Origin of the sequence: Pseudomonas sp. fls2-241-TYG-175 (genome assembly GCF_030209155.1) — a bacterium.
GTDB lineage: Bacteria > Pseudomonadota > Gammaproteobacteria > Pseudomonadales > Pseudomonadaceae > Aquipseudomonas > Aquipseudomonas viridiflava.
In genome coordinates, this window is the sequence record NZ_JARVSO010000012.1 from 97,848 (window position 1) to 123,735 (window position 25,888).

Genomic DNA, 25,888 nt, shown 5'->3' on the forward strand with positions numbered 1-25,888 from the left:
GCATTCTTATGATCTCGGAGATCCATGACATGAAGTCCTTTTTTCGTCCCGCTCTGCTGCTGGCTGTTGCGCTGCCCCTGGTACTGGCTGGCTGTGGTGACAAGGAGCCGGAGCAGCGCGCCGCGTTCACGCAGTTCCTGCAGACCCGCATTGTCGACAAGCCTGGCGTTCGGGTTCCCACGCTGACCGAGGATGAAAAGAAATCCTTCGGCGATTACAGCTCCCACTATGCCGTCATCTCGGATTTCAACGCAGGGATGGATGCTTCGGTCAAGCCATTGAACGAGCTTGTGCAAAAGGGCGCTATTCGTTCGTTGAATGACGTGATGGAGCGCCGCGCCGACCTGAAGGCTGTGCAGACAGGCCTCAACGAGATGGGCGAGCAACTGACCAAAGAGCAGGCCAAGGCTGATGCCGCTCATGAGAAGCTGAAGCAGCCGGACGATCTGAAAGTGGTCTACAACAAGGCCTATGACAAGACTGTCAGCGTGCCGGCCAATACCTTTCGCGAAATCCTGCCGCAGATCAACGGCACATTCGAAAGCACGCTGAAGATTGCCGACTATGTCGATGCGCACAAATCGCAGATCGATCTGTCCGGTTCGGTTGCGAAAGTGAATGACCCAGTCGTGCAGACCGAGCTCAACAAGTTGCTGCAGGACCTCAACGCACAGGCGAAAAACGTCCAACAGGCGCAAGCCCGCTTGCAGGCTGTCATGCTGGGTCGCTGATCCGGACCCTTGCCTGAAGGCTGATAGCCTTCAGGCCCATGATGAAACCGGTCGATCGCACAATCGACCGGTTGCGATTTGCCCGTCACCGCCTAGTCTGTCTGGCAGACAGTCTGACGCCCTGTCAGACCTTGCAGTGAGGAGGTATCCCATGTCGACAATACCACCACTTTTCAACGACGAAGTTCCTGCCTGGGATCGTTATGCGGCGGCTGCGCTCAGTACGACGATCACGTGCACCGAGACGGCGGAGGAGGCGGTAGTGGCTGCTGCCGACCTTGCAGACAAGCTCGTCAAGGAACGCGAGAAACGGATCAAGGCTGCCAAAGAACAGCTTTTCCAGCATTGAGCTTCGCTTCGAGCCTGGTCCTGGACCGGGCTCGCTGGCCGATAAAGTGGCCTTCCTGATGTATGATCCGAAGTTCGTCGTTCACCTTTTCCGGCCAGTCGCTCAATGATTAATACCACCCCATTTGATTTGGTCCTTCGCGAAGCCGTGGTCGAGGATTCGTTGTGTGTAGCGGTATTAGGGCTGCAGGTATTTCTGGATACCTATGCCACCGAGGGCATTCGTGATTCGATTGCTCGTGAGGCCCTAGCGGCCTTTTCCTTGGAGTCCATTGCCGGGATTATTGCCCAGCCCGGTACATTTATTATCGTTGCCGAATCTCATGGGCATCTGGTGGGATTTGCCCAGGTGGCGCTGCTTACTGCGCACGAGATGATCGACACTGCGCAGGCGGCCGAACTGCAGCGTCTGTATGTACAGGAACGGTTTACCGGGCTGGGAGTAGGGAAGCGCCTGCTCAGGGCTGCCGAACAGCACGCCGCACTCGGCGGCGCGCTTCTGCTTTGGGCGACGGTCTGGGTGGGCAACGATCGCGCGCTGGGTTTCTATCCGCAAATGGGCTACAGGCTCGAGGGCGCGCCGATGTATGTGTTACAAGGCGAAGAACACGAGAATCGGCTATACGCCAAACGGCTGAATGGTTTTGAACCGAAGGACATGGATCCGCAATAAGGACATTGAATGTTACGCATATTGGGCAAGGCGTCTTCCATCAACGTGCGGAAGGTATTGTGGGCATGCGAGGAACTGGCAATACCGTTCACCCAGGAAGACTGGGGCAGCGATTTCAGATCGACCAACAGTGCAGCGTTTTTGAAGCTTAATCCCAATGCCATGGTGCCGGTCATCATTGACGGTGATTTCGTGCTGTGGGAATCCAACACCATCATCCGTTATCTGGCCGGTCAGTATGGCGGCGAGCACCTCTATCCCAGGGCGCCGAAGGCACGGGCGCGGGTTGATCAGTGGATGGACTGGCAGAGCTCTGACCTCAACAAGTCGTGGACTTATGCCTTTATGTCACTGGCACGTCGCTCGGCCAATTTTCAGGATGCAGACGCAGTTGCTACGTCGCTTTCCATATGGTCCAGGCGCATGCAGGTGCTGAACAGCCAACTGGAAAAGACCGGTGCTTATGTGGCTGGCGAGCAGTTTTCGCTGGCTGACATTGCTGTCGGGCTTTCAGTCAATCGCTGGTTCGAAACGCCTTTCGAGCATCCCGACCTGCCGGCAGTCAATGGGTATTACGAACGGCTCAGTCATCGGCCGGGCTATCTGTTGTACGGACGAAACGGTATCTCGTGACGTCTGATGGCGTCAGTGTTTATCCTTCACGCCCACCTGATAATCATCAAAGGAAACGCGGCAGTGACCCTCATTAAAATAACCGCTGGCGGCTATTCGTTTCTGGCCGAAACCAATCCGGACGCGCCGAAGACTGTCGCTGCGTTCTTGAAGCTGCTGCCTTATAAGCAGAAGTTTATTCATGTGCGCTGGAGCGGCGAAGGTTGCTGGGTGCCGCTGGACGATTACGAATTGAAGCTCGATGACACGTTGGTCGGCTTTGAAAACGCCACCAGTCATCCTTCGGTGGGCGATATCCTGTTTTATCCCGGCGGCTACAGTGAGACGGAGATCATCCTGGCGTATGGGTCGTGCTGCTTTGCCAGCAAGATGGGGCAGTTGGCGGGTAATCATTTCCTGACGATCACCGAGGGCAAGGAAAACCTGCGCAAGCTGGGTGTGAAAACACTCTGGGAAGGGGCGCAGGACGTGGTGTTCGAGCTGGCTTGAGCGTTGCGTTCGACAAAATGCTGGCGAGATGCCGATTCGCCAGTATTTTTTGGAACCGCTGATCTTCGCGAAGGGTCTAGTCAACAATGCTTCCACAACCCGGAAGTCGAACTGGAGATCAGTCCTTGAATATTTTCGAAGCACTACGCGAAAGCCATGATCGTCAACGCGGCTATGCCGATGCACTGATCCAGACCAGCGGCGATTCAGAAGCAAGGGCTCAGGCCTACAAGCAACTCAAGGAAGAACTTCAGGCGCATGAAACCGCTGAAGAACGTTTCTTCTATATTCCGTTGATGGAACACGACAACGGCATTGATCTGAGCCGTCACGCCATTTCCGAGCACCACGAAATGGACGAGATGATGGAAGAGCTGGACGAGACCGAAATGTCGAGCCCGGCCTGGCTGGCGACTGCAAAAAAGCTCTCCGAGAAAGTGCATCACCATTTGAAGGAAGAAGAGCAGAAGTTCTTCCAGATGGCTGGCAAGCTGCTCGACGAGAAGCAGAAGCAGTCCCTGGCGGGCAAGTACGTGAAAGAGTACGAAGAGCAAATCGCCGAAGGATGACGGGTGACCGCGATGCTAGAATCGGTTTTTTATCAGCGAAGGCATGACATGAAGTTAGCGATTCTGGTGATTGCGGCAGCGGTGTTGGTCGGATGCGCGGCGCCGTCGAATTCGGCACGTTCAGGCGGACCGTTCAAGATTCTCTCCAGCACCAAACCGGCGGCTGCCGTCGCCCAGTGCATTCAGGTGACCTGGCAGAACGAAGCCATGTTCGGCAGCTCTGCTGACGTGTTCATGGATAAGCTGTCTGGAGGGGGCTTCACTGTGTTCACCACAGAGACCCGTTACTTTGCGGATGTGCGTCCCCAGGGCGCAGCGTCTTCTGTCGATTTCTATGCCGCCCCGAGCGACACCCAGACAGGCCTGCGCTCCGCCGCCATCGCCACCTGCCTTTAGCATCGCCCTTCAGGCCCGCCACTCTGGTGGGCCTTTGCTTGCAAAAAGCAACGCCAGTCCCGTCTTTTCAACCTTCGACCTCTGTGCACTCACTTGCGGCGCGCACGCCCAGGTATGGGGCTTTGTTACCGAAATGTTTCTCTCAGTAGCGCCATCGTGTCCAAAGCGTTGAATGGCCCCATCGCAAAGCGTTTCCCAGTCCTTTGATTCGCCTCATTTTTTTAGCGATCTGCTTTTGCCGGGCATTCTATGGCACACTTTCTGCTCTCTATTCCGTTGTTACATACCTATATCCGCTATAGCGGAATAAAGACAAATCTGGTGGAGTTCATGTGATGCGCTACGGACCTTCTTTTCTGAAAACCTGTGTATTTGCTTTTGCAGCGGCCGTCACCCTGGTCAATCCGGCAATAGCAGCAGAGGGCAGCAAACTGGACGCGGTATTGAAACGCGGCAATCTGGTGGTCGGCACGGGCAGCACCAATGCGCCGTGGCACTTTCAGGGGGCGGACGGCAAGTTGCAGGGGTTCGATATCGACATCGGCAGGATCATCGCCAAAGGCCTGTTCAACGATCCGAGCAAGGTCGAGTTCGTGGTTCAGTCGTCGGACGCGCGCATTCCCAATCTGCTGACGGACAAGGTGGACATCAGCTGCCAGTTCATCACCGTCACCGCCAGCCGTGCCCAACAGGTTGCGTTCACCTTGCCGTACTACCGGGAAGGCGTCGCGCTGCTGTTGCCTGCCAATAGCAAATACAAGGAAATCGATGACCTGAAAGCCGCAGGCGACGGCGTAACGGTTGCCGTACTGCAGAACGTCTACGCCGAAGAACTGGTCCATCAGGCGCTGCCCAAGGCCAAGGTCGATCAGTACGACAGCGTTGACCTGATGTACCAGGCCATCAACTCCGGCCGTGCCGACACCGCAGCGACCGACCAGTCCTCGGTCAAGTACCTGATGGTGCAGAATCCTGGCCGCTATCGTTCGCCAGCCTTCGCCTGGAGCCCGCAAACCTATGCCTGCGCGGTCAAGCGTGGCGATCAGGATTGGTTGAACTTCGTCAACACCGCGCTGCATGAAGCCATGACCGGTGTCGAATTCCCGGCCTATGCCGCCTCGTTCAAGCAATGGTTCGGCGTGGACCTGCCAGTGCCTGCGATTGGCTTCCCGATGGAATACAAGTAAGTCGGATCGAACCTCTTGAAGGGCAGGGTGAGCTGAAATGCCAACCCTGCCGGGTACAGGCAACCATGAACTATCAGTTGAATTTTGATGCCGTCTGGCGCGATTTTCCGAGTCTGCTGGCGGGGCTGGGCCTCGGGCTGGAACTGGCCCTGATCTCGATTGCCATCGGCTGTGTGATCGGTCTGATGAACGCGTTCGCGCTGCTGTCACGTTATCGCGCGCTGCGTATCGTGGCGTCGATCTACGTGACAGTGGTGCGCAACACACCCATTCTGGTGCTCATTCTGTTGATCTACTTCGCGCTGCCGGGCCTGGGCATTCGTCTGGACAAGCTGCCGTCGTTCGTCATCACCCTGTCGTTGTACGCAGGCGCTTATCTGACCGAAGTGTTTCGCGCCGGTCTGCTGAGCATTCACAAGGGGCAGCGTGAAGCGGGGCTGGCTATCGGTCTTGGCGAGTGGCAGGTGAGGGCGTACATCGTTGTACCGGTGATGCTGCGTAACGTGCTGCCGGCGCTGTCCAATAATTTCATTTCGCTGTTCAAGGACACCTCGCTGGCCGCTGCCATCGCAGTGCCGGAACTGACCTACTACGCACGCAAGATCAATGTCGAAAGCTACCGGGTGATTGAAACCTGGCTGGTGACCACTGCGCTCTATGTGGTGGCCTGCTATGCGATCGCCATGCTGCTGCGCGCCCTCGAACAACGTTTGGCGATTCGCCGTTAGGAGGCCGTCATGTATCAACCCCCTGGCTGGCTGCAGGAAGTGTGGAATGCCCGTGAAGTGCTGTGGTCGGGTTTTCTGACCAGTATTCAGTGTTCGGCGCTGGCCATTCTGTTCGGCACCCTCATCGGCATGTTTGCCGGTCTGGTGCTGACCTACGGCGGATTTTTTGCGCGTCTGCCGATTCGGCTGTACGTCGATCTCATTCGCGGCACGCCGGTGTTCGTGCTGGTGCTCGCGGTGTTCTACATGGTGCCCGCGCTGGGCTGGCAGATCAGTGCCTTTCAGGCCGGTGCGCTGGGACTGACACTGTTCTGCGGCTCACACGTGTCGGAAATCGTACGCGGTGCCCTGCAGGCGATTCCGCGCGGACAACTGGAGGCAGGCAAGGCAATCGGGCTGCGGTTCGGCCAGTCGCTGCGCTACGTGCTGTTGCCGCAGGCCATGCGCCAGATCCTGCCGACCTGGGTCAACTCCTCGACCGAGATCGTCAAGGCTTCGACCCTGCTGTCGGTGATCGGCGTGGCCGAACTGCTGCTCAGCACCCAACAGGTGATCGCCCGGACCTTCATGACGCTGGAATTCTACCTGTTCGCCGGTTTTCTGTTCTTCCTCATCAACTACGCCATTGAGCTGCTTGGGCGACACATCGAAAAACGGGTGGCCTTGCCATGACACAAACCCAGACCAAAACGCTTTCACCCGCGTTGCTCAGCATCGAGGGGCTGCATAAATCCTACGGCACTGTCGAAGTGCTCAAGGGCGTCGATCTGCGCATGCAGAAAGGCAACGTCGTGACCCTGATCGGCTCCAGTGGCTCGGGCAAGACCACGCTGCTGCGCTGCGTCAATCTGCTGGAAGAGTTCCAGGGCGGACACATCCGGCTGGAAGGCCAGGACATCGGTTACAGCGAAATCAATGGCAAGCGCACCCGTCATCCCGAGCGCCTTATTGCTCAACACAGAGCCATGACGGGTATGGCGTTCCAGCAGTTCAACCTGTTTCCGCATTTGAGTGCGCTGCAAAACGTGACGCTCGGGCTGCTCAAGGTCAAAAAGATGCCCAGGGACCAGGCCGTGGCGCTGGCCGAGAAATGGCTGGATCGGGTTGGCCTGTTGTCCAGGCGCGATCACTTCCCCGGCCAGTTGTCTGGCGGTCAGCAGCAGCGCGTGGCGATTGCCCGAGCCATCGCCATGAATCCCAGTCTGATGCTGTTCGATGAAGTGACTTCGGCGCTGGACCCGGAACTGGTCGGCGAAGTGCTGAATGTCATCAAGGACCTGGCGGAAGAGGGCATGACCATGTTGCTGGTCACCCATGAGATGCGATTCGCTTACGAAGTGTCCGATCAGATTGTGTTCATGAATCAGGGCCGTATCGAGGAGCAGGGCCCGCCCAAGGCGCTGTTCGAGCAACCCAAGTCAGCGCGCCTGAGCGAATTTCTCAAAAACATCCGGTTTTAATTTTTTCAAGAAGGAGAACCCCATGAGCATTACCCGTTATGGTGCTGGCAGCACTGCCGGGGGCGGCCAGCCCCGTCCATTCGCACGCGCCGTCGAAGCCGATGGCTGGCTGCACGTCTCCGGGCAGGTCCCGGCGGTGGACGGCGAGATCATCGTCGGCGGTATCGTCGAGCAGACTCATCAGACCATGCGCAACCTGATCGCCATCCTTGAAGAGGCCGGTTACGAGCTCAAGGATGTGATCCGCGTCGGCGTCTGGCTGGAAGATCCACGCGATTTCTGGAGCTTCAACAAGGTCTTCGGTGAGTACTTCACGCCGGAGCACGCACCCGCACGCGCTTGTGTACAGGCCAACATGATGGTGGACTGCAAAGTCGAGATCGATTGCATCGCCTATCGGCAGAAGTAGCGGCTCAGATTTGCCGCCAGCCCGCGCTGGCGGCTCAACACTATGGATAGCAGCAGATGACCGACGTGACTCAAGCGAGCGAAGACACCATCAAGCGCCGTGCCCGCGGGCTGGACCGGGCGTTCGACATCCTAGACTTCCTCAAGGAAAAAGCCACGCCCATGCGGCCCAATGAGATTGCCAGCGGCATCGGCAGCCCCAAGTCCACGATCTACGAGCTGGTGGCTTCACTGCTGGAGCGACGGATTCTGGAGCCGGTCGGCAAGGACGGACACGTGTACCTTGGTCGCCAGCTGTATTTTCTGGGCCAGGCGCACCTGCGGCATTTTGATTTCACTCGCGAAGCAGAGGTGTGCCTGGGTGAGATTGTCAGCCAGACCCGGGAAACTGCGCAGATGTGCCTGCTCAATGGCCGTAAGTACACCGTGGCGCTGATGAAAGAAGGCGAGCGGCATTTCCGGATATCTTCGGACATTGGTGAGAATGCGCCGATTCCCTGGACGGCGTCCGGGCGCCTGCTGCTCAGCCACCTCAGTGACCAGGAGATCATCGACCTGATCGACCCTGAGGACTTCATCCTGCCGGGCGGCGAACGGCTGCCGCTGGACACCTTTCTGAGCGAGATCCGCAAGGCGGGTGAGGAAGGTTTCTTTTCCTTCGACAGCGTGGCCGACACCTTCACGCATTGCTTCGCCGCGCCGGTCAGGAACGAGCAGGGCCAATGCATCGCCACCCTGTGCATCGTTGCGCCGCGTGCCGATGCCAAGACTCATTACAGCGACTATCGCCGGGTGCTGATCGACAGCGCCAACGGCCTGGCTCGCCGAATCAACGAATAACGTGTTTTCAGCAGGAGATTACTGATGAGCATTGCCGTCATCGATAAGGGTTTCGCCCGGCCGGGAGACAGTCTGGTCAGCGACGTCAGCCTGCCTGCGCTGGTCGTTCACCAGCAGGCGCTTGATCACAACATTCGCTGGATGCAGACCTTCGCGACCAACAGCGGCGCCGAACTGGCACCGCATGGCAAGACCAGCATGGTGCCCGCGCTGTTCCGGCGGCAGATCGAGGAGGGCGCCTGGGGCATGACACTGGCGACGGCCGTGCAGACCCAGGCCGCCTATGCCCATGGCGTGCGCCGTATCCTGATGGCCAACCAGTTGGTCGGCCAGCCCAATATGGCGCTGATTGCCGAACTGCTGGCGGATTCGACCTTCGAATTTCACTGCATGGTCGACCATCCGGACAATGTCGCTGCACTGGGCGCATTCTTCGCCGAGCGTGGTCTGCGCTTGAACGTGATGATCGAATACGGTGTGCCGGGCGGACGTTGCGGTTGTCGCACCGAAGCCCAGGTGCTCGAGTTGGCAGACGCCGTCCTGGCACAGCCTTCGCTAGCGTTGACCGGTATCGAGGGTTACGAAGGCGTGATTCATGGTGATCACGCCATCAGTGGCATCAAGGCATTTGCCGCTTCGCTGGTGCGCCTGGCGGTCGAGTTGCAGGACAAGGGCGCGTTCGCGCTGGATCGGCCGATCGTCACCGCGTCAGGTTCGGCCTGGTATGACCTGATCGCCGAGGCGTTCGATGAGCAGGCGGTGCGCGAGCGGTTTCTCAGCGTGTTGCGCCCCGGCAGTTATGTGGTGCACGACCATGGCATCTACAAGGATGCGCAATGCTGCGTGCTGGACCGACGTGCCGAGCTGAGCGAAGCGCTACGACCGGCGCTGGAAGTCTGGGCCCACGTGCAGTCCATGCCGGAGCCAGGCTTTGCCGTCATCGCCATGGGCAAGCGTGATGTGGCCTATGACGCAGGCTTGCCGAACCCGTTGCGCCGTTACAAGGCGGGTGTACTGCCTGCCAGCGGCGATGACGTCAGCGGCTGCAAGGTCACGGCTGTGATGGATCAGCACGCCTTCATGACTGTGGCGCCCGATTGTGAGCTGAAGGTGGGCGACATCATCGCTTTCGGCACATCGCATCCATGTCTCACCTTCGACAAGTGGCGTTCAGGTTGCCTGGTGGATGATGACCTGCGGGTGATAGAACCCTTCAGCACGTACTTCTGATTCCACACGTACAGAGGAGTGACCGCCACATGAGCCTTCCACGTGTCGCCTTGATCGGCGAATGCATGATCGAGTTGCAGCAGCATGCTGACGGCAGTCTGCGCCAGAGCTTTGGTGGGGACACCTTGAACACGGCGGTCTATCTGGCCCGCTTGCTGGGCAGCGGGCAGGTGGACTACGTCACCGCGCTCGGCGACGACAGCTTCAGCGATGCCATGTGCAAGGTCTGGTCGGAAGAGGGGATCGGTCTGGGCAAGGTGCAGCGCCTGCCAGGCCGCTTGCCGGGCTTGTACTGCATCCAGACCGATGCCAATGGCGAGCGACGGTTTCTGTACTGGCGCAACGAGGCTGCAGTGCGCGATTGCTTCATGACACCGGCAGCCGAGCCGATTCTCGCCGCATTGACCAGTTACGATGTGCTGTATTTCAGCGGCATCACCCTGGCGGTGCTGGGTGCCGAAGGCCGGTCGCGTTTGCTCATGATGCTCGCCAAGGCCCGCTCACGCGGTGCCAAGGTTGCCTTTGACAACAACTACCGGCCCCGGTTGTGGGCCAGTGTCGAGCAGGCACGTGAGGCTTATCTTGCCTGCCTGCCGTATGTGGACCTGGCATTGCTGACCGAAGACGACGAGCAGGCGCTGTACGGGTATACCGACACCGATCAGTTGCTGACGGCCTATCGGCAGCGCGGGATTGACGAAGTCGTCATCAAACGGGGCGCACAGAGCTGCATCGTGGAAACCGACGGCAAGCGTTTCGAGATTCCCACGCAAAAGGTCGAGCGGGTAGTCGACACCACGGCCGCCGGGGATTCGTTCAGCGCTGCGTATCTGGCGGCCCGACTCAAGGGTGAACACCCACAGCAGGCGGCTGAAGCCGGGCATCGGCTGGCGGGTATCGTCATTCAGCATCCGGGCGCACTGGTGCCGAAATCTGTCATGCCGCAGTAATGGCATTTACCGCATTACATGCAGTTGATCGGCTAACGCACTGAGTGCAAAGCATTTCGCTGGAACCTGAGCGCGAATCCAGCCACCATAGGCGTCCTTTTTTGCCCACGAGCCCATGACCGGAGTCTGCGTGCCCGACGACCTGCCTTCTGCGCTTCCCCATGACCTGGATGTCGATCTCAACCCTCCCGAGCAGTTGCCGTTCCTCAAGCGGCTGTTGGCACGGCTGCTCGGCCGCAGCCTGACCGGGCTGGGGTCGCAGCACATGCCGTCGTGGTTTCATGGGCATGCCGATGGTTACCTGAACGGGCACATCGAAGGCGTCAGGGAAGGTTACGCCGACGGTTACATGGACGGTCAGCAGGAAGGCCGTCAGGTGCTGGTGATCAGCGACACACGTCCGGCAAAGCACCGCGGCCCCAAGGTGGACGATCACCTGTTCGACGACTGGCGGCTGGCGCTCACGCCTGAACTGAAAAAACGCATCAAGAGTGATGTCGCCGAAAAACTCCCCGCGCATGCCCAGCCGAGTGCGGCACAGTGGAAAATGATCTTCAGCGACACGCCGTCAACCTATGTGATTGCCGGTGCAGGCGCAGGTAAATCCACGTCGCTGGTGCTGCGCATCCTGTTGCTTCATCACTACCTGGGCTACGAGCTGGATGCGATGACCGTGGTGACCTTCACCCGTGAGTCACGCAAGGATTTCATCAACAAGCTGATCGACGTCATGGCCCTGTGGGGACATGCCTTGAGCCAGAAACAGGCGCGCGATGTGGTGCGTACCTTCCACTCACGCATTCTGCCGCTGGTACGCAGCCTGCCTGGCTTCGAACAGTTGCGAGCCTTCGAGACGCTCGACAGCCAGACGTCCACTCAGGAAGACGCCGACAGCAATCCGTTCGATCTGCGCATCAACGATGCCCAGCGCCATCAGATGAACCTCTGTTATCGCGACCTCTATGCCAGCAATGAGCGTTTCCGGGAGGTGATGGCGCCGTTGTATCGCCACGCCCTGCAGCTCAAGGAGCTGGACCGCGACCATCCCGATGTGCAGAAACGGGTGGCGGTGACTGAGCTGTCTTCGAAACGGGACGAGGAGTGGTGCGATACCGTCGAGGACCTGTGGATACGCGCCAAGGCCTGGCCTATAAAAGGCATTGAGCCCATGCGGCAAACCGTTGAAATAAATGGTTTTTCGTTCCATTTCCACGGCTACATTGCCGAGCTGGATGCATGGGTCGTTCTGGGGCTGGATTCGAGTGAGGACCAGCAGCTCAAGCGACCCGGGGCGAAATTGCCGGTCTGGGCGGAAGGCGTCATCAAGCGCACCCTGTTTCAAGCTTTCTGCAATAAGCCATTGATATGGATGGATAATTACGATTCGGCGACCAAGGTCATGCAATCGCTTGCCGGGTCCGCCGTTGCCGGTCCCGGTTTTGACTATCGGGTCAAGGGCGAACTCAGTGCCGGGCCTTTGCTGGACTGTTTTGTGACGGCTGCAAGCTTCATCGAGAACCTGGGCCTGGACGTGCCGAGTGCCGTTGCCGAGATGAGCTTTGCCAGCGATGATCCGGACCGGTTTTTCTTCGAAGCCCTCAGCCTGTTCTGGAAAGCCTTCGAGCAGCACCTGCTGGCCCAGTCTCCCCCGGTCATGACGTACAACCGGATGTTCGCGCTGTTCGGGGAGACCTCGCCGGAGAACCTCAGGCACGTCAGTGACCCTGTACTGCGTCCTCTGTCGCACCTGATGATCGATGAGTTTCAGGACGTCTCGCCGCAGATCGTTTCGTGGATTCGCACCTGTCTGCGCGAAATCCGCCGACGTGGACCGGCGATGCACGTCGGACGTATTGCCCAGCATTCGTCACTGCTCTGCGTGGGCGATGACTGGCAGTCGATCTACGGCTGGCGCGGGAGTTCGCCAAAGTACTTCATGGAGTTCGCCAAGGAGTTCCCGTCGCCGGCGACCACTAAAGTCATGCTCAGCGAAAACTACCGCAGCCATCAGCACATCATCGATGCGGCCGAGCATATCGTTCGGGCGGCCCCGGCGATTCCCGGCAAGAAAGCCCGGGCCAGCGGTGCGCCTCAGGAGTTGCTGCCGGTCAGCGTGCGTGATCGGGATGAGGACGAGCTTGCCGAGCGGGTCGCCGAGCATTACAACGACGGCGACTCGATCCTGCTGCTGTACCGCAAGGGCAGCGAAAAGGCCCGTTTCTCACAGCGGCTTCAAGCGCTGATCGACACTGACACCCTGCTCGGCGCGCACAACCGGCGCATCAGGACGCTGACGTACCACAGCTCCAAAGGGTTGCAGGCCGATGCCGTGTTTCTGCTGGGCGATTGCCAGCACCTGACCGTTTCGCCCTACAAGAATCAGGTTTATCGCCTGGCGGGTCTTGGCGATGCCAATGACTTGCAACCGTTCGATTCGGCACAGAAGGATGAAGTGTTGCGCCTGGCCTATGTCGCTATTACGCGTGCAGCCCGGCATTGCTACTGGTATGTCGAAGAAAGTACCGGCGGCACTGACAGCGTTCAGATGCCCAAGGCATCGGACAGGGTCGCAGGTGACAAGCCCTTCTTCGAAGACGTGCGCCAGAAGTCACTGACAGGCAGTCAGTGACGCGCTGTTTGCATCGGGATTGATATCAGGAAAAGCCGACCAGTTGAGTGTGGGCTCCGAACAGTTCAAGTTCGGTCTCGATGGCCTCGATGATTCGTTCCACATCCGCAGCGTTCATGACCGTGGCGCAGGGCAGTCCGGCGATGGCCAGTACCGTCTCGCCACTGGCTCGGTCGAACAGTCGGGCGATCATGCTGCTGGGCGCATCCATGCTGGCTTCAAAGCCTACCGGATGAAAATGCCAGCGCATGAGTTGGCATGCATTGGGGAACGTTACCTTGTTCATGGCTATATTCATGACGATGGCCCACCTGATTCAATCGAGCACTTCCGGGCTCCATAGGGTAGGGAGACCCACCGAGACTCAACCTGCAAAAGCCCGAGAGAGCGGGTAAGAATTACCGAGGTAATTCCTGGCCGCATCATGCTGCTTTCCTACGGTGTTATCAGAGCGGTCTGACCAGCACTAAAAATAGCACCCGACAACGGGCTGATGGAAAAATTTTTTATGACGCAGCAAGATTTTTTCAATTATTTGATGTGGGTCAGTATCGAGTATTCGTAAGGGGCGTTCTGTGCAGGTCTTGTGGCCTTGTCATGCACTAGGGCAAGCTGTCGCCATTGACCTGAGGAAAAACAATAATGTTTAAAAAAGCCCTTGCTGCGCTGATGTTGCTGGCCTCCACCAGCCATGCAGCGGAGACGGTCAATATCTACAACTGGACCGACTACATCGCTCCGGACACGTTGAAGAATTTCGAGTCCGCCACGGGTTTCAAGGCCGTTTACGAGACCTATGAAACCAACGAAGAGCTGAATGCGAAGCTGACTGCCGGGCACTCCGGTTATGACGTGGTTTTTCCGTCCGTTCACTTCATGGGCAGGCAGATAGAAAAGGGCCTGCTCACCACGCTCGACAAGCGTCAGCTACCGAACTGGAAAAACCTCAACCCGGTATTGCTCAAGGCGCTGGAAAGCAGTGATCCAGGCAACCAGCACGGTTTTCCGTATCTATGGGGCAGTACCGGTATCGGTTACAACGTGGCTCAGGTGAAAGCGGTACTTGGAAAAGACATGCCGCTGGATTCGTGGGACCTGATTCTGAAACCCGAAAACATGAAGAAACTTGCCCAGTGTGGCGTCGCCATCCTGGACAGCGCGCCCGCCATGTTGCCCATTACCCTGAATTATCTGGGGCTTGAACCGCACAGTGAGAACCCTGCCGATTACAGCAAGGCGCAGACTGTGTTAAACAGCGTACGCCCGTACATTCGTGATTTCAGTTCGTCGCAGTACATCGTGGATCTGGCAGAAGGCAAAATCTGTGTCGCTGTTGGCTATTCTGGGGACATTTCCCAGGCTCAGGAGAAGGCAGAGAAGGCGGGCAACAAGGTCACCATCAACTACGTGGTTCCCAAAGAGGGAGCGCCAATGTGGTTCGACATGGTCGCCATACCGGCCGATGCTCCCGATCCGAAAGCCGCCTACGCGTTTCTCAACTACCTGCTGCGTCCGGAAGTCATCGCCAGGATTACCAATGTCGTGCACTACGCCAATGGCAACGAAAAAGCCGACGCCTTGATCAGCCCTGCTTTGTGGACGGATACCGATATCTATCCTGACGCGGAAACACTCGGGCGCATGTTTGCCATGAGCCCGCTGCCGACCAAAATCGATGCGTTGCGGGCCGGTATCTGGAATGACATCAAGGCTGGCAAGTAGTACCTCGCGACCGCGCTCAGATCAGATGGGCCTGCTGCAATTCGGTCAGGGCCTGGGCCTTGAGGCTGGCCAGCCGCGGGTCACGTCGATCCCGTGGCGTGTTCAGGCCCACCGTCAGTTCGTGCACTATTCTGCCGGGGCGGCTGCCCATGACCAGCACCCGGTCACTCAGGTACAGCGCTTCATCCACGTCGTGGGTCACCAGCAGCAGGGTGATGGCGTGGCGGCTGGCCAGTTGCAGCAACAGGTCCTGAAGCTTCATACGGGTGAACGCATCCACGGCACTGAACGGTTCGTCCAGCAACAGAACGGCCGGGTGAGAGTACAGGCCGCGGGCGATGGCCACGCGTTGCGCCATGCCACCGGACAGCGCCTTGGGCAGGGCCTCGGCAAAGCCGGTCAGGCCCACTTCATCGATCAGCTGCCGGACCCAGACACGGTCGTAATGCCCGTCATCACTGAAGCCTATGTTCTGCTCGACGCTCAGCCATGGCATCAGCCGCGGCTCCTGAAAAACGAATGCCACTTCGCCCTGTAGCCTGTTCACCTTGCCCTGAAAGTCTCGCTCAAGGCCGGCAGCGATTCTCAGCAGGGTGCTTTTGCCACAACCGCTCGGGCCAAGCAGACTGACGATTTCACCCACCTGCAACGACAGGTCGATGTCCCGCAGTACGGTGCTCTCGGCAAAGGCCTTGTGTGTAACGCGAATTTCCATCAATGCAGCAGCCATTGATCAACCCTCCTGGCTCTGGCCATTGAATGCGTCGCGCCAGCTCAGAAAACGCCTTTCCAGCCTTGCCAGCAGGCCGTCACTCAACTTGCCCAGGCCCGCCAGCACGACAATGGCGGCCAGAACGATGTCCGGGCGCGAGGTTTCGCGGCCGTCGCTGAGCAGGTATCCCAGGCCCTTTGTGGCGGCGATCAGTTCGGCGGCGACCAGAAACATCCAGGCCAGACTCATGCCGCTGCGCAGTCCGGTGAACAGGCCGGGCAGGGCGGCAGGCAGAAGAATCCGACGTGTCAGGCGATAGCGGCTGAAGCCGTACATCTGCCCGACCTCCACCAGTTTGCGGTCAATGCCACGTATCGCCGCCACGCCATTGAGGTAGACCGGGAAAAACGCGCCGATGGCAATCAGCACGATCTTCGAGGTTTCTCCAATACCCAGCCACAACAGCAGCAGCGGCACCCACGCCAGGCTCGGGATTGAGCGCAGTCCGGCAAAAGTCGGTTCCAGATAGGCCTCGGCTTCACGGCTCAGGCCCACCCAGGCAGCGAACAGCAGCGCCAGGCTCGCGCCGATGGCAAAACCGCTGAGTACACGCAGCAGGCTGGCACCGATGTGTTTCCACAACGAACCCTCGGCCAGATCACCCAAAGTCATCAGGATCTCGCTGGGCGCAGGCATCTGGTAGGAAGGCAGCCAGCCGATCCTCACGACCAGCTCGAGAAACACGATAATCAGGACAGGTAATACCAACCCTTTACCTAATGTTTTATGTCTTCCCCACACTCCGCGTTTTGGCTCGGTGAACAGGGCAGACTGCGCACCCGTCAGCGTTTTTTCTGCACGATTCATTGGTGAGCGATCACGGAAGCCGAAAAGTCAGGCGTGATCAACTGCTCGACGACCTGCTCGACGTTCACGCCTTTGCGCACCAGTTCTTCGGAGACCAGAATCGGCGCCGCTGCCTTGGAGGATTCAACATCCCTGGCGCTCAGTTGCGGTGCGCTCAGGTCAGTACGTGACAATTGCAGGCGGGCCACTTCCAGTGGCAGGCCAGACTCCTGGGCCAGCAATCTGGCCAGTTCATCCGGATTCCTGACGGCCCATTCCCGTGCTTTCTCATAAGCCGTCAAGACAGTTTTTATCGCCTCCGGGTGCTTCTTGGCGTAGGTCTCGGTGACGCTCAGCACGCCATAGCTGTTGAAGTCCTTGTTGCGATACAGCAGGCGCGATCCTGCCTGAATCTGGCTGGCGGCCATGTGCGGGTCAAGACCTGCCCAGGCGTCCACGTCGCCTTTTTCCAGCGCGATACGGCCATCCGGGTGTTGCAGGTGCAGCAGTTCCACGTCGTCTTTCTTCAGATCGGCCTGTTGCAACGCGCGCAGGGTGAACAGGTACGGGTCGGTGCCTTTGGTGGCAGCGATCTTCTTGCCTTTGAGGTCTGCCACTGTTTGCAGAGGCGAATCCTTGCGCACCACGAACGCAGTCCATTCCGCCCGGCTGTAGACATACACCGACTTGATCGGGCTGCCATTGGCGCGAGCCAGCACTGCCGACAGACTGGCCGAAGAGGCGAAATCGACACTGCCGCTGTTGAGGTATTCCAGTGCACGGTTGCTGCCCTGGCTCAGGACCCAGGTCACCTTCGATTGCGGCAGTGCCTGCTCTAGCCAGCCGAAATGTTTGAGCGCAAGGCTTACGGGTGAGTAGTAGGCGTAATCCAGATGGATTTCTGCCGGTACTGTTTCAACTGCTTGGGCGGCCGGCTGAAGCGCAAAGGCCAAAGCGAGACTGGTCAGCAACCCTTTGGCGAGTACACGGGGAGTCTTCAGGCGAAACGCAGAACGAAGTGATGGCATGGGTAGGTGTCCGGATCAGGAAGAGGGGCGTCGCCGAGTCTGTTATTTCCAATTCAGCAGTTGGATACGTATCAGGTGCTTAAAAGGGAATATGCAGCCTCTGTGCCAGATGCAATCCGGGGTGATGCAGCGTGGTTTGTCGCGATCCTGGCTGCTGGTAGTGTTGCCTGAAGCACAGGATTGTTCGCAGACTGTTGCTCCACCAACAGTCGAAACCGGATGCGCAGGACCTGCCTTGTTTGGGTTTTTTGTAGAAAAATCAGGCTTTTTTCAGCCTCAAGTGCAACAGAAAGGGATTTTCGGACTCCTATCGTCCGTATTCTTCATTCCGCAACATTGCAGTACTAGTCTTTATCCGTGATCAAGGGACACGTATTCGACTGATCCGCAGGGACAGAAAAAGGGTGGCGAACCCGCTATGGCAAGCGCCTTCGCATCAGCAACACGCTGAATTTTCCCTTAACCGCGTACCGGACTCAGACAATAATGAATATTCCCAAACTCTCATTGAGCAGCCGACTTCAGCGGCGTATTGCCTGGATTACCCTTCCTTCCGTACTGATGGTTTCAGCCGTGCTGCTGTTTTCCATGGGCAAAGGCGTGTACGCCGACCCGAAAAACGGCACTCAGACCCTGGTCTTCCTGCGCCATGCCGAAAAGCCCTCCATGGGCCTGGGGCAGTTGAATTGTCAGGGTCTCAATCGCGCCATCGAACTGTCCGAACTGCTGCCTAAGGAATTCGGCAAGGCCGACTTCATCTTTGCCGCCAATCCAAGTCGGCACGTGGAAGAGGGTGATGGCGACCTTTCCTATAGTTACGTTCGCCCCCTGATGACCGTTGGCCCGAGCGCAATCAAGCTGGGCCTGCCGATCAACATCGACTTCGGTGCCAACGACACCAGCGATCTGGCTGACGAGTTGATGCACGACAAGTACCACAACGCAATCATCTACACCGCCTGGTCACACGGCTATCTGCCGGAACTGATCAACAAGGTGGCCAAGGAAGCGTCCGGCAAGGACGTGAAGCTGGTCAACGATTGGGAAGGCGATGATTTCGACTCAGTCGTCGTCGTGACCCTGAAGTGGGTCGACGGCAAGGCCACGCTGGAATACAAGAACCACAAACAGGGCCTGAACAACGGAACCGAAGCGTGCCCGCAATCGACGTGAGAATGTCGCCGAGAAGTTGCTGAGTACATTGGATCATTGTGGGAGGCGCCACCCCCTTCTTCGACGTAGCGCGACAGCGCTACGTCGAAGAAGGGGGTGGCGCCTCCCACATAGCGTGTTTCTTCAGCCAGGCTGTTGATGGTTGATCAGATCCGCCCGATCAGCCGTTTACAAACTTCATCGACTCCGCCCCATAACGCTCACCCGCCACGGCACCCTCGGCCGGAAAAATCGCATCCAGTTGCGCCAGTTCGTCTTTGCTCAACGCCACCGTAGCAGCCGCCACATTGCTTTCCAGGTACTTGCGCTGTTTGGTACCGGGAATCGGAATGATGTCGTCACCCTGAGCCAGAACCCAGGCCAGGGCCAATTGTGAGGCGCTGATGCCTTTGGCTGCCGCGACGGCTTTGACCTTTTCCACCAGTTGCAGATTGCGGTTGAAGTTCTCACCCTGAAAGCGCGGGCTGAAGCGACGGTAGTCGTCTGGCGCAAAGTCTTCTGGGGTGCGCAGTTCGCCGGTCAGAAACCCTCGCCCCAGCGGGCTGTAGGCCACAAACGCGATGCCCAGGCGACGGCAGGTGGCAAGCACATCGTCCTGCTCCGGATCGCGCGACCACAGCGAGTACTCGCTTTGCACCGCCGCCAGTGGATGCACCCTGTGGGCGCGCTCGATGGTCTCTGCGCTGGCTTCGCAAATACCGATGTGGCGCACCTTGCCAGCCTTCACCAGCTCGGCCATGGCGCCGATGGTGTCCTCGATCGGCACATTCGGGTCGACGCGGTGCTGGTAATACAGGTCCAGATAGTCAGTGTTCAAGCGCTTGAGGCTGCCATCGATGGCCTGGCGCACATACTCGGGACGGCCATCGACACCGCGGGCATGGGGATCATCGCTGCGCACGATACCGAATTTGCTGGCCAGATAAAGGCTGTCGCGCTTGCCCTGCAAGGCACGACCGAGAAGGGCTTCATTGGTGTGCGGGCCGTACATGTCGGCGGTGTCGAAAAAGCTGACGCCCAGTTCCAGAGCGCGATGCAGTGTCGCGATGGACTCCTGTTCGTCGATGCCCGTGGTGTAGAAGTCCGACATGCCCATGCAGCCCAGTCCGATTGCAGATACCTGCGGGCCATGCTGGCCGAGTTGACGTGTGATCACGATGCTTTCTCCCTGGAATGAAAAGACAGATCAAGTGTGTACTCTGCGCATTGCGCAATAAACCGGCTATTTACGATTTGACTGTTCGGTTTATCTAAACAATCTGAAGCACGATACCGGTTGCAAGCATGGCAACTATGATTAAGCGGCACTGCTGATCCGACAAAACGCACTAGCCAGAAAAAACGCAAAAGAGTACAAATGTACTCCATGAGCACATTATCTCCCCGTCGCAGCGCCATCCTTACCTTCATCCGCGATCGCATCGCGCAGCAGGGGCAATCGCCGAGCCTGGCGGAAATCTCCGAAGCGTTCGGCTTTGCTTCACGCAGCGTGGCACGCAAACACATTGTGGCCCTCACCGAAGCGGGGCTGATCGAAGTCGTGCCGCATCAGGCGCGCGGCATTCGTCTGGTGCAGAACGAATCCCGCCCCGAGCTGCTGGAAATCCCCGTGTTGGGCCGGGTCGCTGCCGGTGCGCCCATTGGGCCGGACCTTGATATACATGCCACGCTGCATCTGGATCGCAGCACTTTTACCCGCGTGCCGGATTACCTGCTGCGCGTACAGGGCGATTCCATGATCGAAGACGGCATTCTCGACGGCGATCTGGTTGGCGTGCACCGCAACCCGCAGGCCAGCGACGGCCAGATCGTTGTCGCCCGGCTGGACGGCGAAGTCACTATCAAGCGCCTGCGGCACAGTGCCGACGGGCTGCAGTTGCTGCCACGCAATCCGGCCTACAAGCCCATCATTGTCACGCCGGATCAGGACTTCGCCATCGAAGGCGTGTTCTGCGGTCTGGTCCGGCGCGAATGATGGGCGCTGTCGTCAGCCTGGACAGCCTGCTGGACGAGCGCAGGGTCTGGAAAGGGCGTCAGCAGTCTGCGCCGCAGGTCAGCCCGCAGCCCAGCGGCCATGCTTTGCTCGACAGCGTCCTGCCCACAGGCGGCTGGCCGCCATCGGCGCTGACTGAAATCCTGATTCCGGCCAATGGCAGTGGCGAGCTGCGCCTGTTGTGGCCCAGTCTGGCGAGGCTGTCCGGCATAGGCGAACGCATCGTGCTGGTCGCGCCGCCTTACCTGCCTTACCCGCAGGCCTGGCTGGCGGCTGGAGTCGACTTGCGGCAAATGACCCTGATCGAGGCCAGCGCCAGGGATGCCTTGTGGGCCGCTGAACAATGTTTGCGTTCCGGCAGTTGTGGTGCCGTGGTGTGCTGGCCCGGCATGGTCGACGACCGTGCGCTGCGTCGCCTGCAAGTGGCTGCTGAAACCGGGCAGACCCTGGCCTTCGCCTGTCGGCCTCAACTGGCCGCTGCCAACCCGTCGCCCGCTGCGCTGCGCATTGCTGTCGATACCCGTCCTGCACAACTACGGGTGCTCAAATGCCGTGGCGGGCTTGCTCCCGCCTTGCCGATACCTTTCCCGACCGACGCTTGAGGTTCTTATGCTGTGGGCCTGTGTCTTGCTGCCGCAACTGGCACTCGACGGCGTCATGCGCCGCCATACCGATCCGGATGAACCGCTGGCCCTGATCAGCGGCAGTGCGCAACGTCGGGTGTTGCAGGCCGTCAATCCGGCCGCTCGAGCCTTGGGCCTGCGACCCGGTCAATCGCTCAGTGCGGCGCAGGCGCTGGTGTCAGGCTTCACCATGGTCCCGCATGACCCGACTGAAACCGAGCGTTTGCAGCAACTGCTGGCCGCCTGGGCCTATGGTTTCAGCTCCAATGTCAGCCTCAGATACCCACGCGTGCTGCTGATGGAAATCGAGTCCAGCCTGAAGCTGTTCGGGCCGTGGCCGGTGTTCGAGGCGAGGTTGCGTGAAGAGCTGACCGGGCTCGGCTTTCGTCATCGCATCGTCGTGGCACCCAACCCGATTGCGGCGCGCATGCTGGCCAACATGCACGACGGGCTGAGTATCGATTGCCCGCATGACCTGCGTCGCACCCTGGAACAGATGCCGGTGGACCGCATCGGTCTCGCTCGCGAAGTGGCAATCGCACTGGCCCGCATGGGGCTGCGCAATGTCCGGCAGGTGCTGGCCCTGCCACGCGATACCCTGGCGCGGCGCTTTCCTGCCAGCGTGTTGCAGCACTTCGACACCCTGCTGGGCGAGCGGCCGGTGGCGCTGGAGTGCTACATGCCACCGGACTTTTTCGACCTGCGCATCGAATTGAATTTCGACGTTGAATCGCATCAGGCGCTTCTGTTCCCGCTCAAGCGCCTGATTGCCGATCTGGCCATGTTCCTGACTGGTCGCGACAGCGGCGTGCAGCGTTTTGCCCTGCACCTGGAGCATGTGGACGGGCCGGATACCGTCGTGCAGGTCGGTCTGCTCAGCGCCGAACGGGATGCCTCGATGCTGTTCGAGCTGGCCCGCGGCAGGCTGGAGCAGGTGCTGGTGGCTTCTCCGGTGCGGGCGGTGCGCTTGCTGGCGCAGGATTTGCCGGATTTCGTCCCGACGCACCGAACCCTGTTCGATGAGCGCGAACAACAGACGCTGCCCTGGGAGCAGTTGCGCGAGCGCCTGCGGGCACGGCTGGGCGACGAGTCGGTCAACGGCCTGCGAGCGCTTGCCGACCATCGTCCTGAGTGCGCCTGGCGGCCTGTGGCTGAAAGCAAGGTCATTGCGCAGGTCCACGGTCATCCGCGTCCGGGCTGGTTGCTGCACCAACCACAGCCATTGCCTGCGCACACCACCCGCATCGTGGCCGGGCCTGAGCGCATCGAATCGGGCTGGTGGGACGGGGGTGATGTGCGACGCGATTATTACCTGGTGGAAACCCTCAGCGGCCAACGCGCCTGGGCCTACCGCACGGTGGGCGAAAACGGCGAACTGCTGCTGCACGGTTGGTTCGCGTGAACATGGATTACGCCGAGCTGCACTGCCTGTCGAACTTCAGCTTCCAGCGTGGCGCTTCAAGCGCTCAGGAACTGTTTCAAAGGGCAAAACGGCATGGTTATACGGCGCTGGCGATCACCGACGAAGGCACGCTGGCCGGGATCGTACGGGCATGGCAGGCCTCGAAAGACAGTGGTCTGCCACTGATCATCGGCAGCGAGATGCAGATCGAAAACGGGCCGAAGATCGTCCTGCTGGTGGAAGACCTCGACGGCTATCAAACGCTGTGCCGGATCATCACCCTGGCCCGGCGTCGCGCCAAAAAGGGTGAGTACCGGCTGTTGCCCGATGACTTCGAGATAGCGTCCAACGGTTTGCTGGCGGTCTGGTTGCCAGAGATCGAGAACGATATGCAAGCCTGTCTGGCTCAGGGCAACTGGTTGCGCGAACGGTTTGCCGAACGCCTGTGGCTCGGCGTCGAGCTGCATCGAGGACCGGATGACGAACAACGTCTTGCAGATCTGCTGGCATTGGCGCAGTCCCTGAGCATTCCGGCGGTTGCCAGCGGCGACGTCCACATGCACGCCCGAGGACGACGTGCGTTGCAGGACACCATGACTGCGATCCGTCACCACACGACGGTGGCCGAGGCCGGGCATCTGCTGTTTGCCAACGGCGAGCGCCATTTGCGCACACCGGATGCGCTCGCCGAGCTGTACCCCGACTGGCTGTTGGCCGAATCGGTACGCATCGCCCGCCGTTGTACATTCGACCTTGACGACTTGAAGTACGAATACCCCCATGAGCTGGTGCCCAAGGGCCAGACGCCGTCGTCCTGGTTGCGCGAACTGACCGAACGGGGCGTGCGCAAACGCTGGCCCGACGGTCTGCGCCCGACTACCCGTGAGCAGGTCGAGAAGGAACTGGCCCTGATCGCGGAAATGAAGTTCGACAGTTATTTCCTGACCGTCCACGATATCGTCGAATTTGCCCGCAGCCAGTACATTCTTTGCCAAGGGCGAGGTTCGGCGGCCAACTCGGTGGTGTGTTATGCGCTGGGGATTACCGAGCTGAATCCGGAGAAGAGCAACCTGCTGTTTGAGCGCTTCATCTCCAGGGAACGCAACGAACCGCCTGACATTGATGTGGATTTCGAGCATGACCGCCGCGAAGAGGTCATTCAGTACGTGTTCCGGCGCTATGGCCGGGGCAGGGCAGCGCTCACCGCCGTGGCCAGCACGTATCACGGTTCCGGCGCGATGCGTGACGTGGCGCGGGTGCTGGGCTTGCCACCGGATCAGATCAACGCACTGGCTGATGCCTTCAGCCGTTGGAGCGATACGCTGCCATCCCCCGAGCGGCTGCGCGAATACGGCCTGGACCCTGAAGCGCCGATGCTCAAACGCGTGCTGGCCCTGAGTGACGAACTGATCGGCTTCCCCCGACATCTTTCGCAGCATCCGGGCGGATTCGTGATTTCCGAGCATCCGTTGGACACTCTGGTGCCGGTCGAGAACGCAGCCATGGCCGAGCGCACCATCATTCAGTGGGACAAGGACGATCTGGATCTGGTCGGCCTGCTGAAGGTCGATATTCTGGCCTTGGGCATGCTCAGTGCGTTGCGCAGAACCTTCGATCTGGTGCATCTGCATCGCGGCAAACAATGGACGCTTGCCAGCGTGCCATCGGATGACCGCCCGACCTATGAAATGATCAGCCGCGCCGACACCATCGGCGTGTTCCAGATCGAGTCGCGAGCGCAGATGGCCATGCTGCCGCGCCTGAGACCCGAGAAGTTCTACGATCTGGTGATCGAGGTGGCCATCGTTCGACCGGGGCCGATCCAGGGCGACATGGTTCATCCGTACCTGCGCAGACGTAACGGCGAAGAAGCCATCACCTATCCGCCCGCCCTTGAAAAAGTATTCGAGCGAACCCTCGGCGTGCCGCTGTTTCAGGAGCAGGTCATGGAAGTGGCGATCATCGCCGCCGACTACACGCCCGGCGAGGCCGATCAGCTGCGTCGTTCGATGGCTGCCTGGAAGCGTCATGGCGGGCTTGAGCCGCATCGCGAGCGTCTGACCAAGGGCATGCTCAAGAACGGCTACGAACAGGACTTCGCCGATCGCATCTTCGAGCAGATCAAGGGCTTCGGCAGTTACGGTTTTCCCGAGTCCCACGCTGCCAGCTTCGCCTTGTTGACCTACGCCAGTTGCTGGCTCAAGTGCCATGAACCGGCAGCCTTCACCTGTGCGCTGATCAACAGTTGGCCCATGGGCTTTTACAGCCCGGACCAGCTGTTGCAGGACGCACGTCGCCATCACATCGAAATCCGTCCGGTGGACGTGCGTTACAGCGACTGGGATTGCTCGCTGGAGCCCATCGAACACCCTGACTACACACGCAATCTGGCGATCCGCTTGGGCATGCGCATGGTGCGCGGCTTTCGGGAAGACGATGCGCTGCGTATCGAGCGCGCCAGAGCGACACGCGCGTTTTCGGATGCCACTGACCTGACGATTCGCGCCGGGCTGGACAATCGTGCTGCCGAGTCTTTGGCCGATTCCGGTGCGTTGCGCGGCCTGATCGGTCACCGGCATCGTGCACGCTGGGAAGTGGCTGGCGTGGAAGCGCAGCGGCCGCTGTTCGATGATCTGCCCAGCGAAGAGCATCAGGTCACATTGCCGCTGCCTACCGTGGCCGAGGATCTGGTTGCCGACTACGCCACGCTGGGCACGACGCTGGGGCCACATCCGCTGGCCTTGTTACGACGGCAACTGGCTGCCAAGCGCTTTCGCAGCTCGCGGGACCTGCTTACGCTGGAGAATGACCGAACCCTCAGCGTGGCCGGGCTGGTCATTGGCAGGCAACGCCCTGGCACGGCCAGCGGTGTGACCTTCGTGACGCTGGAGGATGAGTTCGGAATGGTCAACGTCGTGGTCTGGCGCGATCTGGCCGAGCGGCAGCGCAAGGTGTTGGTCGGTTCACAGCTGCTGCAAGTGTTCGGCCGTCTGGAGTCCAAGAGCGGCGTGCGGCATCTGATTGCTCAGCGTCTCTATGATCTGACACCGCTGCTGACCGGGCTGGATGTGCGCAGTCGGGATTTCCAGTGAGTGCAGGGTGCGAAACGGGCTCGCAA

Annotated in this window: 27 protein-coding genes; 22 read left to right on the forward strand and 5 right to left on the reverse strand. The window is 59.4% G+C overall.

The window, feature by feature from the left end:
* Positions 1 to 29: 29 nt before the first annotated feature.
* The 16 genes from QRN20_RS10270 (at position 30) to QRN20_RS10345 (ending at position 13,271) form a co-directional block, all read left to right on the forward strand.
* Positions 30 to 731, forward strand: coding sequence for a DUF3053 domain-containing protein (locus tag QRN20_RS10270; protein WP_088236409.1), 702 nt, complete (start codon positions 30 to 32; stop codon positions 729 to 731).
* A 151-nt stretch (positions 732 to 882) separates the two neighbouring features.
* Entirely contained in the window at positions 883 to 1,080 is a 198-nt protein-coding gene (locus tag QRN20_RS10275; protein ID WP_004884474.1) for a hypothetical protein, read from the forward strand.
* Positions 1,081 to 1,185: 105 nt separating this feature from the next.
* A complete protein-coding gene (locus QRN20_RS10280; RefSeq protein WP_122418440.1) occupies positions 1,186 to 1,752 on the forward strand; it encodes a GNAT family N-acetyltransferase in 567 nt (188 codons plus the stop codon).
* 9 nt (positions 1,753 to 1,761) lie between these two features.
* Positions 1,762 to 2,385, forward strand: a complete 624-nt coding sequence (locus QRN20_RS10285) for a glutathione S-transferase family protein (RefSeq protein WP_122418441.1) — start codon at positions 1,762 to 1,764, stop codon at positions 2,383 to 2,385.
* Positions 2,386 to 2,448: 63 nt separating this feature from the next.
* Positions 2,449 to 2,874, forward strand: a complete 426-nt coding sequence (locus QRN20_RS10290) for a DUF3830 family protein (protein ID WP_004884477.1) — start codon at positions 2,449 to 2,451, stop codon at positions 2,872 to 2,874.
* 125 nt (positions 2,875 to 2,999) lie between these two features.
* Positions 3,000 to 3,443 carry a hemerythrin domain-containing protein gene (locus tag QRN20_RS10295; protein WP_004884478.1) on the forward strand — a complete coding sequence of 148 codons (444 nt, stop codon included), beginning with the start codon at positions 3,000 to 3,002 and terminating at the stop codon, positions 3,441 to 3,443.
* A gap of 48 nt (positions 3,444 to 3,491) precedes the next feature.
* Complete coding sequence (locus QRN20_RS10300; protein ID WP_004884479.1) at positions 3,492 to 3,839, forward strand: hypothetical protein; 348 nt, start codon at positions 3,492 to 3,494, stop codon at positions 3,837 to 3,839.
* A gap of 335 nt (positions 3,840 to 4,174) precedes the next feature.
* Entirely contained in the window at positions 4,175 to 5,026 is an 852-nt protein-coding gene (locus tag QRN20_RS10305) for a transporter substrate-binding protein (RefSeq protein WP_004884480.1), read from the forward strand.
* Positions 5,027 to 5,091: 65 nt separating this feature from the next.
* The gene (locus QRN20_RS10310; protein WP_025995805.1) at positions 5,092 to 5,754 is read left to right on the forward strand and encodes an amino acid ABC transporter permease; all 663 of its coding nucleotides are present in this window, start codon (positions 5,092 to 5,094) and stop codon (positions 5,752 to 5,754) included.
* A gap of 9 nt (positions 5,755 to 5,763) precedes the next feature.
* The gene (locus QRN20_RS10315; protein WP_004884483.1) at positions 5,764 to 6,426 is read left to right on the forward strand and encodes an amino acid ABC transporter permease; all 663 of its coding nucleotides are present in this window, start codon (positions 5,764 to 5,766) and stop codon (positions 6,424 to 6,426) included.
* On the forward strand, positions 6,423 to 7,214 hold the full coding sequence (locus tag QRN20_RS10320) for an amino acid ABC transporter ATP-binding protein (RefSeq protein WP_058431474.1): 792 nt from the start codon (positions 6,423 to 6,425) through the stop codon (positions 7,212 to 7,214). The genes QRN20_RS10315 and QRN20_RS10320 overlap by 4 nt, the downstream gene beginning before the upstream one ends.
* Positions 7,215 to 7,236: 22 nt before the next feature.
* Positions 7,237 to 7,623: a RidA family protein gene (locus QRN20_RS10325; RefSeq protein ID WP_004884486.1), complete on the forward strand. Its 387-nt coding sequence runs from the start codon at positions 7,237 to 7,239 to the stop codon at positions 7,621 to 7,623.
* Positions 7,624 to 7,679: 56 nt separating this feature from the next.
* Positions 7,680 to 8,462 carry an IclR family transcriptional regulator gene (locus tag QRN20_RS10330; protein ID WP_004884487.1) on the forward strand — a complete coding sequence of 261 codons (783 nt, stop codon included), beginning with the start codon at positions 7,680 to 7,682 and terminating at the stop codon, positions 8,460 to 8,462.
* A 24-nt stretch (positions 8,463 to 8,486) separates the two neighbouring features.
* Positions 8,487 to 9,692 (forward strand): amino acid deaminase, encoded by a 1,206-nt coding sequence (locus QRN20_RS10335; protein WP_029241848.1) that lies wholly within the window; start codon positions 8,487 to 8,489, stop codon positions 9,690 to 9,692.
* Positions 9,693 to 9,721: 29 nt separating this feature from the next.
* Entirely contained in the window at positions 9,722 to 10,642 is a 921-nt protein-coding gene (gene kdgK / locus QRN20_RS10340) for a 2-dehydro-3-deoxygluconokinase (protein ID WP_088235190.1), read from the forward strand.
* Between the two features lie 130 nt (positions 10,643 to 10,772).
* A complete protein-coding gene (locus QRN20_RS10345) occupies positions 10,773 to 13,271 on the forward strand; it encodes a UvrD-helicase domain-containing protein (RefSeq protein ID WP_162999676.1) in 2,499 nt (832 codons plus the stop codon).
* Positions 13,272 to 13,296: 25 nt separating this feature from the next.
* Here QRN20_RS10345 and QRN20_RS10350 read toward each other — a convergent pair whose 3' ends face one another.
* Positions 13,297 to 13,557 (reverse strand): DUF1652 domain-containing protein, encoded by a 261-nt coding sequence (locus tag QRN20_RS10350; RefSeq protein ID WP_004884495.1) that lies wholly within the window; start codon positions 13,555 to 13,557, stop codon positions 13,297 to 13,299.
* A gap of 356 nt (positions 13,558 to 13,913) precedes the next feature.
* On the opposite strand from QRN20_RS10350, the gene QRN20_RS10355 reads away from it, so the two are divergent.
* The gene (locus tag QRN20_RS10355; RefSeq protein WP_122413210.1) at positions 13,914 to 14,993 is read left to right on the forward strand and encodes a polyamine ABC transporter substrate-binding protein; all 1,080 of its coding nucleotides are present in this window, start codon (positions 13,914 to 13,916) and stop codon (positions 14,991 to 14,993) included.
* A 16-nt stretch (positions 14,994 to 15,009) separates the two neighbouring features.
* Here the strand turns inward: QRN20_RS10355 and QRN20_RS10360 are convergent, their stop codons facing one another.
* The 3 genes from QRN20_RS10360 to QRN20_RS10370 are packed head-to-tail and all read right to left on the reverse strand — an operon-like array spanning position 15,010 to position 17,579.
* Entirely contained in the window at positions 15,010 to 15,723 is a 714-nt protein-coding gene (locus tag QRN20_RS10360; RefSeq protein WP_122605347.1) for an ABC transporter ATP-binding protein, read from the reverse strand.
* Positions 15,724 to 15,726: 3 nt separating this feature from the next.
* Positions 15,727 to 16,572, reverse strand: a complete 846-nt coding sequence (locus QRN20_RS10365; RefSeq protein ID WP_122605349.1) for an ABC transporter permease — start codon at positions 16,570 to 16,572, stop codon at positions 15,727 to 15,729.
* Entirely contained in the window at positions 16,569 to 17,579 is a 1,011-nt protein-coding gene (locus QRN20_RS10370; protein WP_122605351.1) for an aliphatic sulfonate ABC transporter substrate-binding protein, read from the reverse strand. Before QRN20_RS10370 ends, QRN20_RS10365 begins: the two co-directional genes overlap by 4 nt.
* Before the next feature lie 486 nt (positions 17,580 to 18,065).
* On the opposite strand from QRN20_RS10370, the gene QRN20_RS10375 reads away from it, so the two are divergent.
* Positions 18,066 to 18,752, forward strand: a complete 687-nt coding sequence (locus tag QRN20_RS10375) for a hypothetical protein (protein WP_029241855.1) — start codon at positions 18,066 to 18,068, stop codon at positions 18,750 to 18,752.
* 160 nt (positions 18,753 to 18,912) lie between these two features.
* Here the strand turns inward: QRN20_RS10375 and QRN20_RS10380 are convergent, their stop codons facing one another.
* Positions 18,913 to 19,908: an aldo/keto reductase gene (locus QRN20_RS10380; RefSeq protein ID WP_058432640.1), complete on the reverse strand. Its 996-nt coding sequence runs from the start codon at positions 19,906 to 19,908 to the stop codon at positions 18,913 to 18,915.
* A gap of 201 nt (positions 19,909 to 20,109) precedes the next feature.
* On the opposite strand from QRN20_RS10380, the gene lexA reads away from it, so the two are divergent.
* Genes lexA through QRN20_RS10400 form a run of 4 tightly spaced genes read left to right on the forward strand, consistent with a single transcriptional unit; the run spans position 20,110 to position 25,862 of the window.
* On the forward strand, positions 20,110 to 20,727 hold the full coding sequence (lexA, locus tag QRN20_RS10385; protein WP_025995817.1) for a transcriptional repressor LexA: 618 nt from the start codon (positions 20,110 to 20,112) through the stop codon (positions 20,725 to 20,727).
* Positions 20,727 to 21,347, forward strand: coding sequence for a translesion DNA synthesis-associated protein ImuA (gene imuA / locus QRN20_RS10390; protein ID WP_057410597.1), 621 nt, complete (start codon positions 20,727 to 20,729; stop codon positions 21,345 to 21,347). Before lexA ends, imuA begins: the two co-directional genes overlap by 1 nt.
* A gap of 7 nt (positions 21,348 to 21,354) precedes the next feature.
* On the forward strand, positions 21,355 to 22,770 hold the full coding sequence (locus tag QRN20_RS10395) for a Y-family DNA polymerase (RefSeq protein ID WP_122414394.1): 1,416 nt from the start codon (positions 21,355 to 21,357) through the stop codon (positions 22,768 to 22,770).
* Positions 22,771 to 22,772: 2 nt separating this feature from the next.
* Positions 22,773 to 25,862 (forward strand): error-prone DNA polymerase, encoded by a 3,090-nt coding sequence (locus tag QRN20_RS10400; protein ID WP_205929071.1) that lies wholly within the window; start codon positions 22,773 to 22,775, stop codon positions 25,860 to 25,862.
* Positions 25,863 to 25,888: the final 26 nt, after the last annotated feature.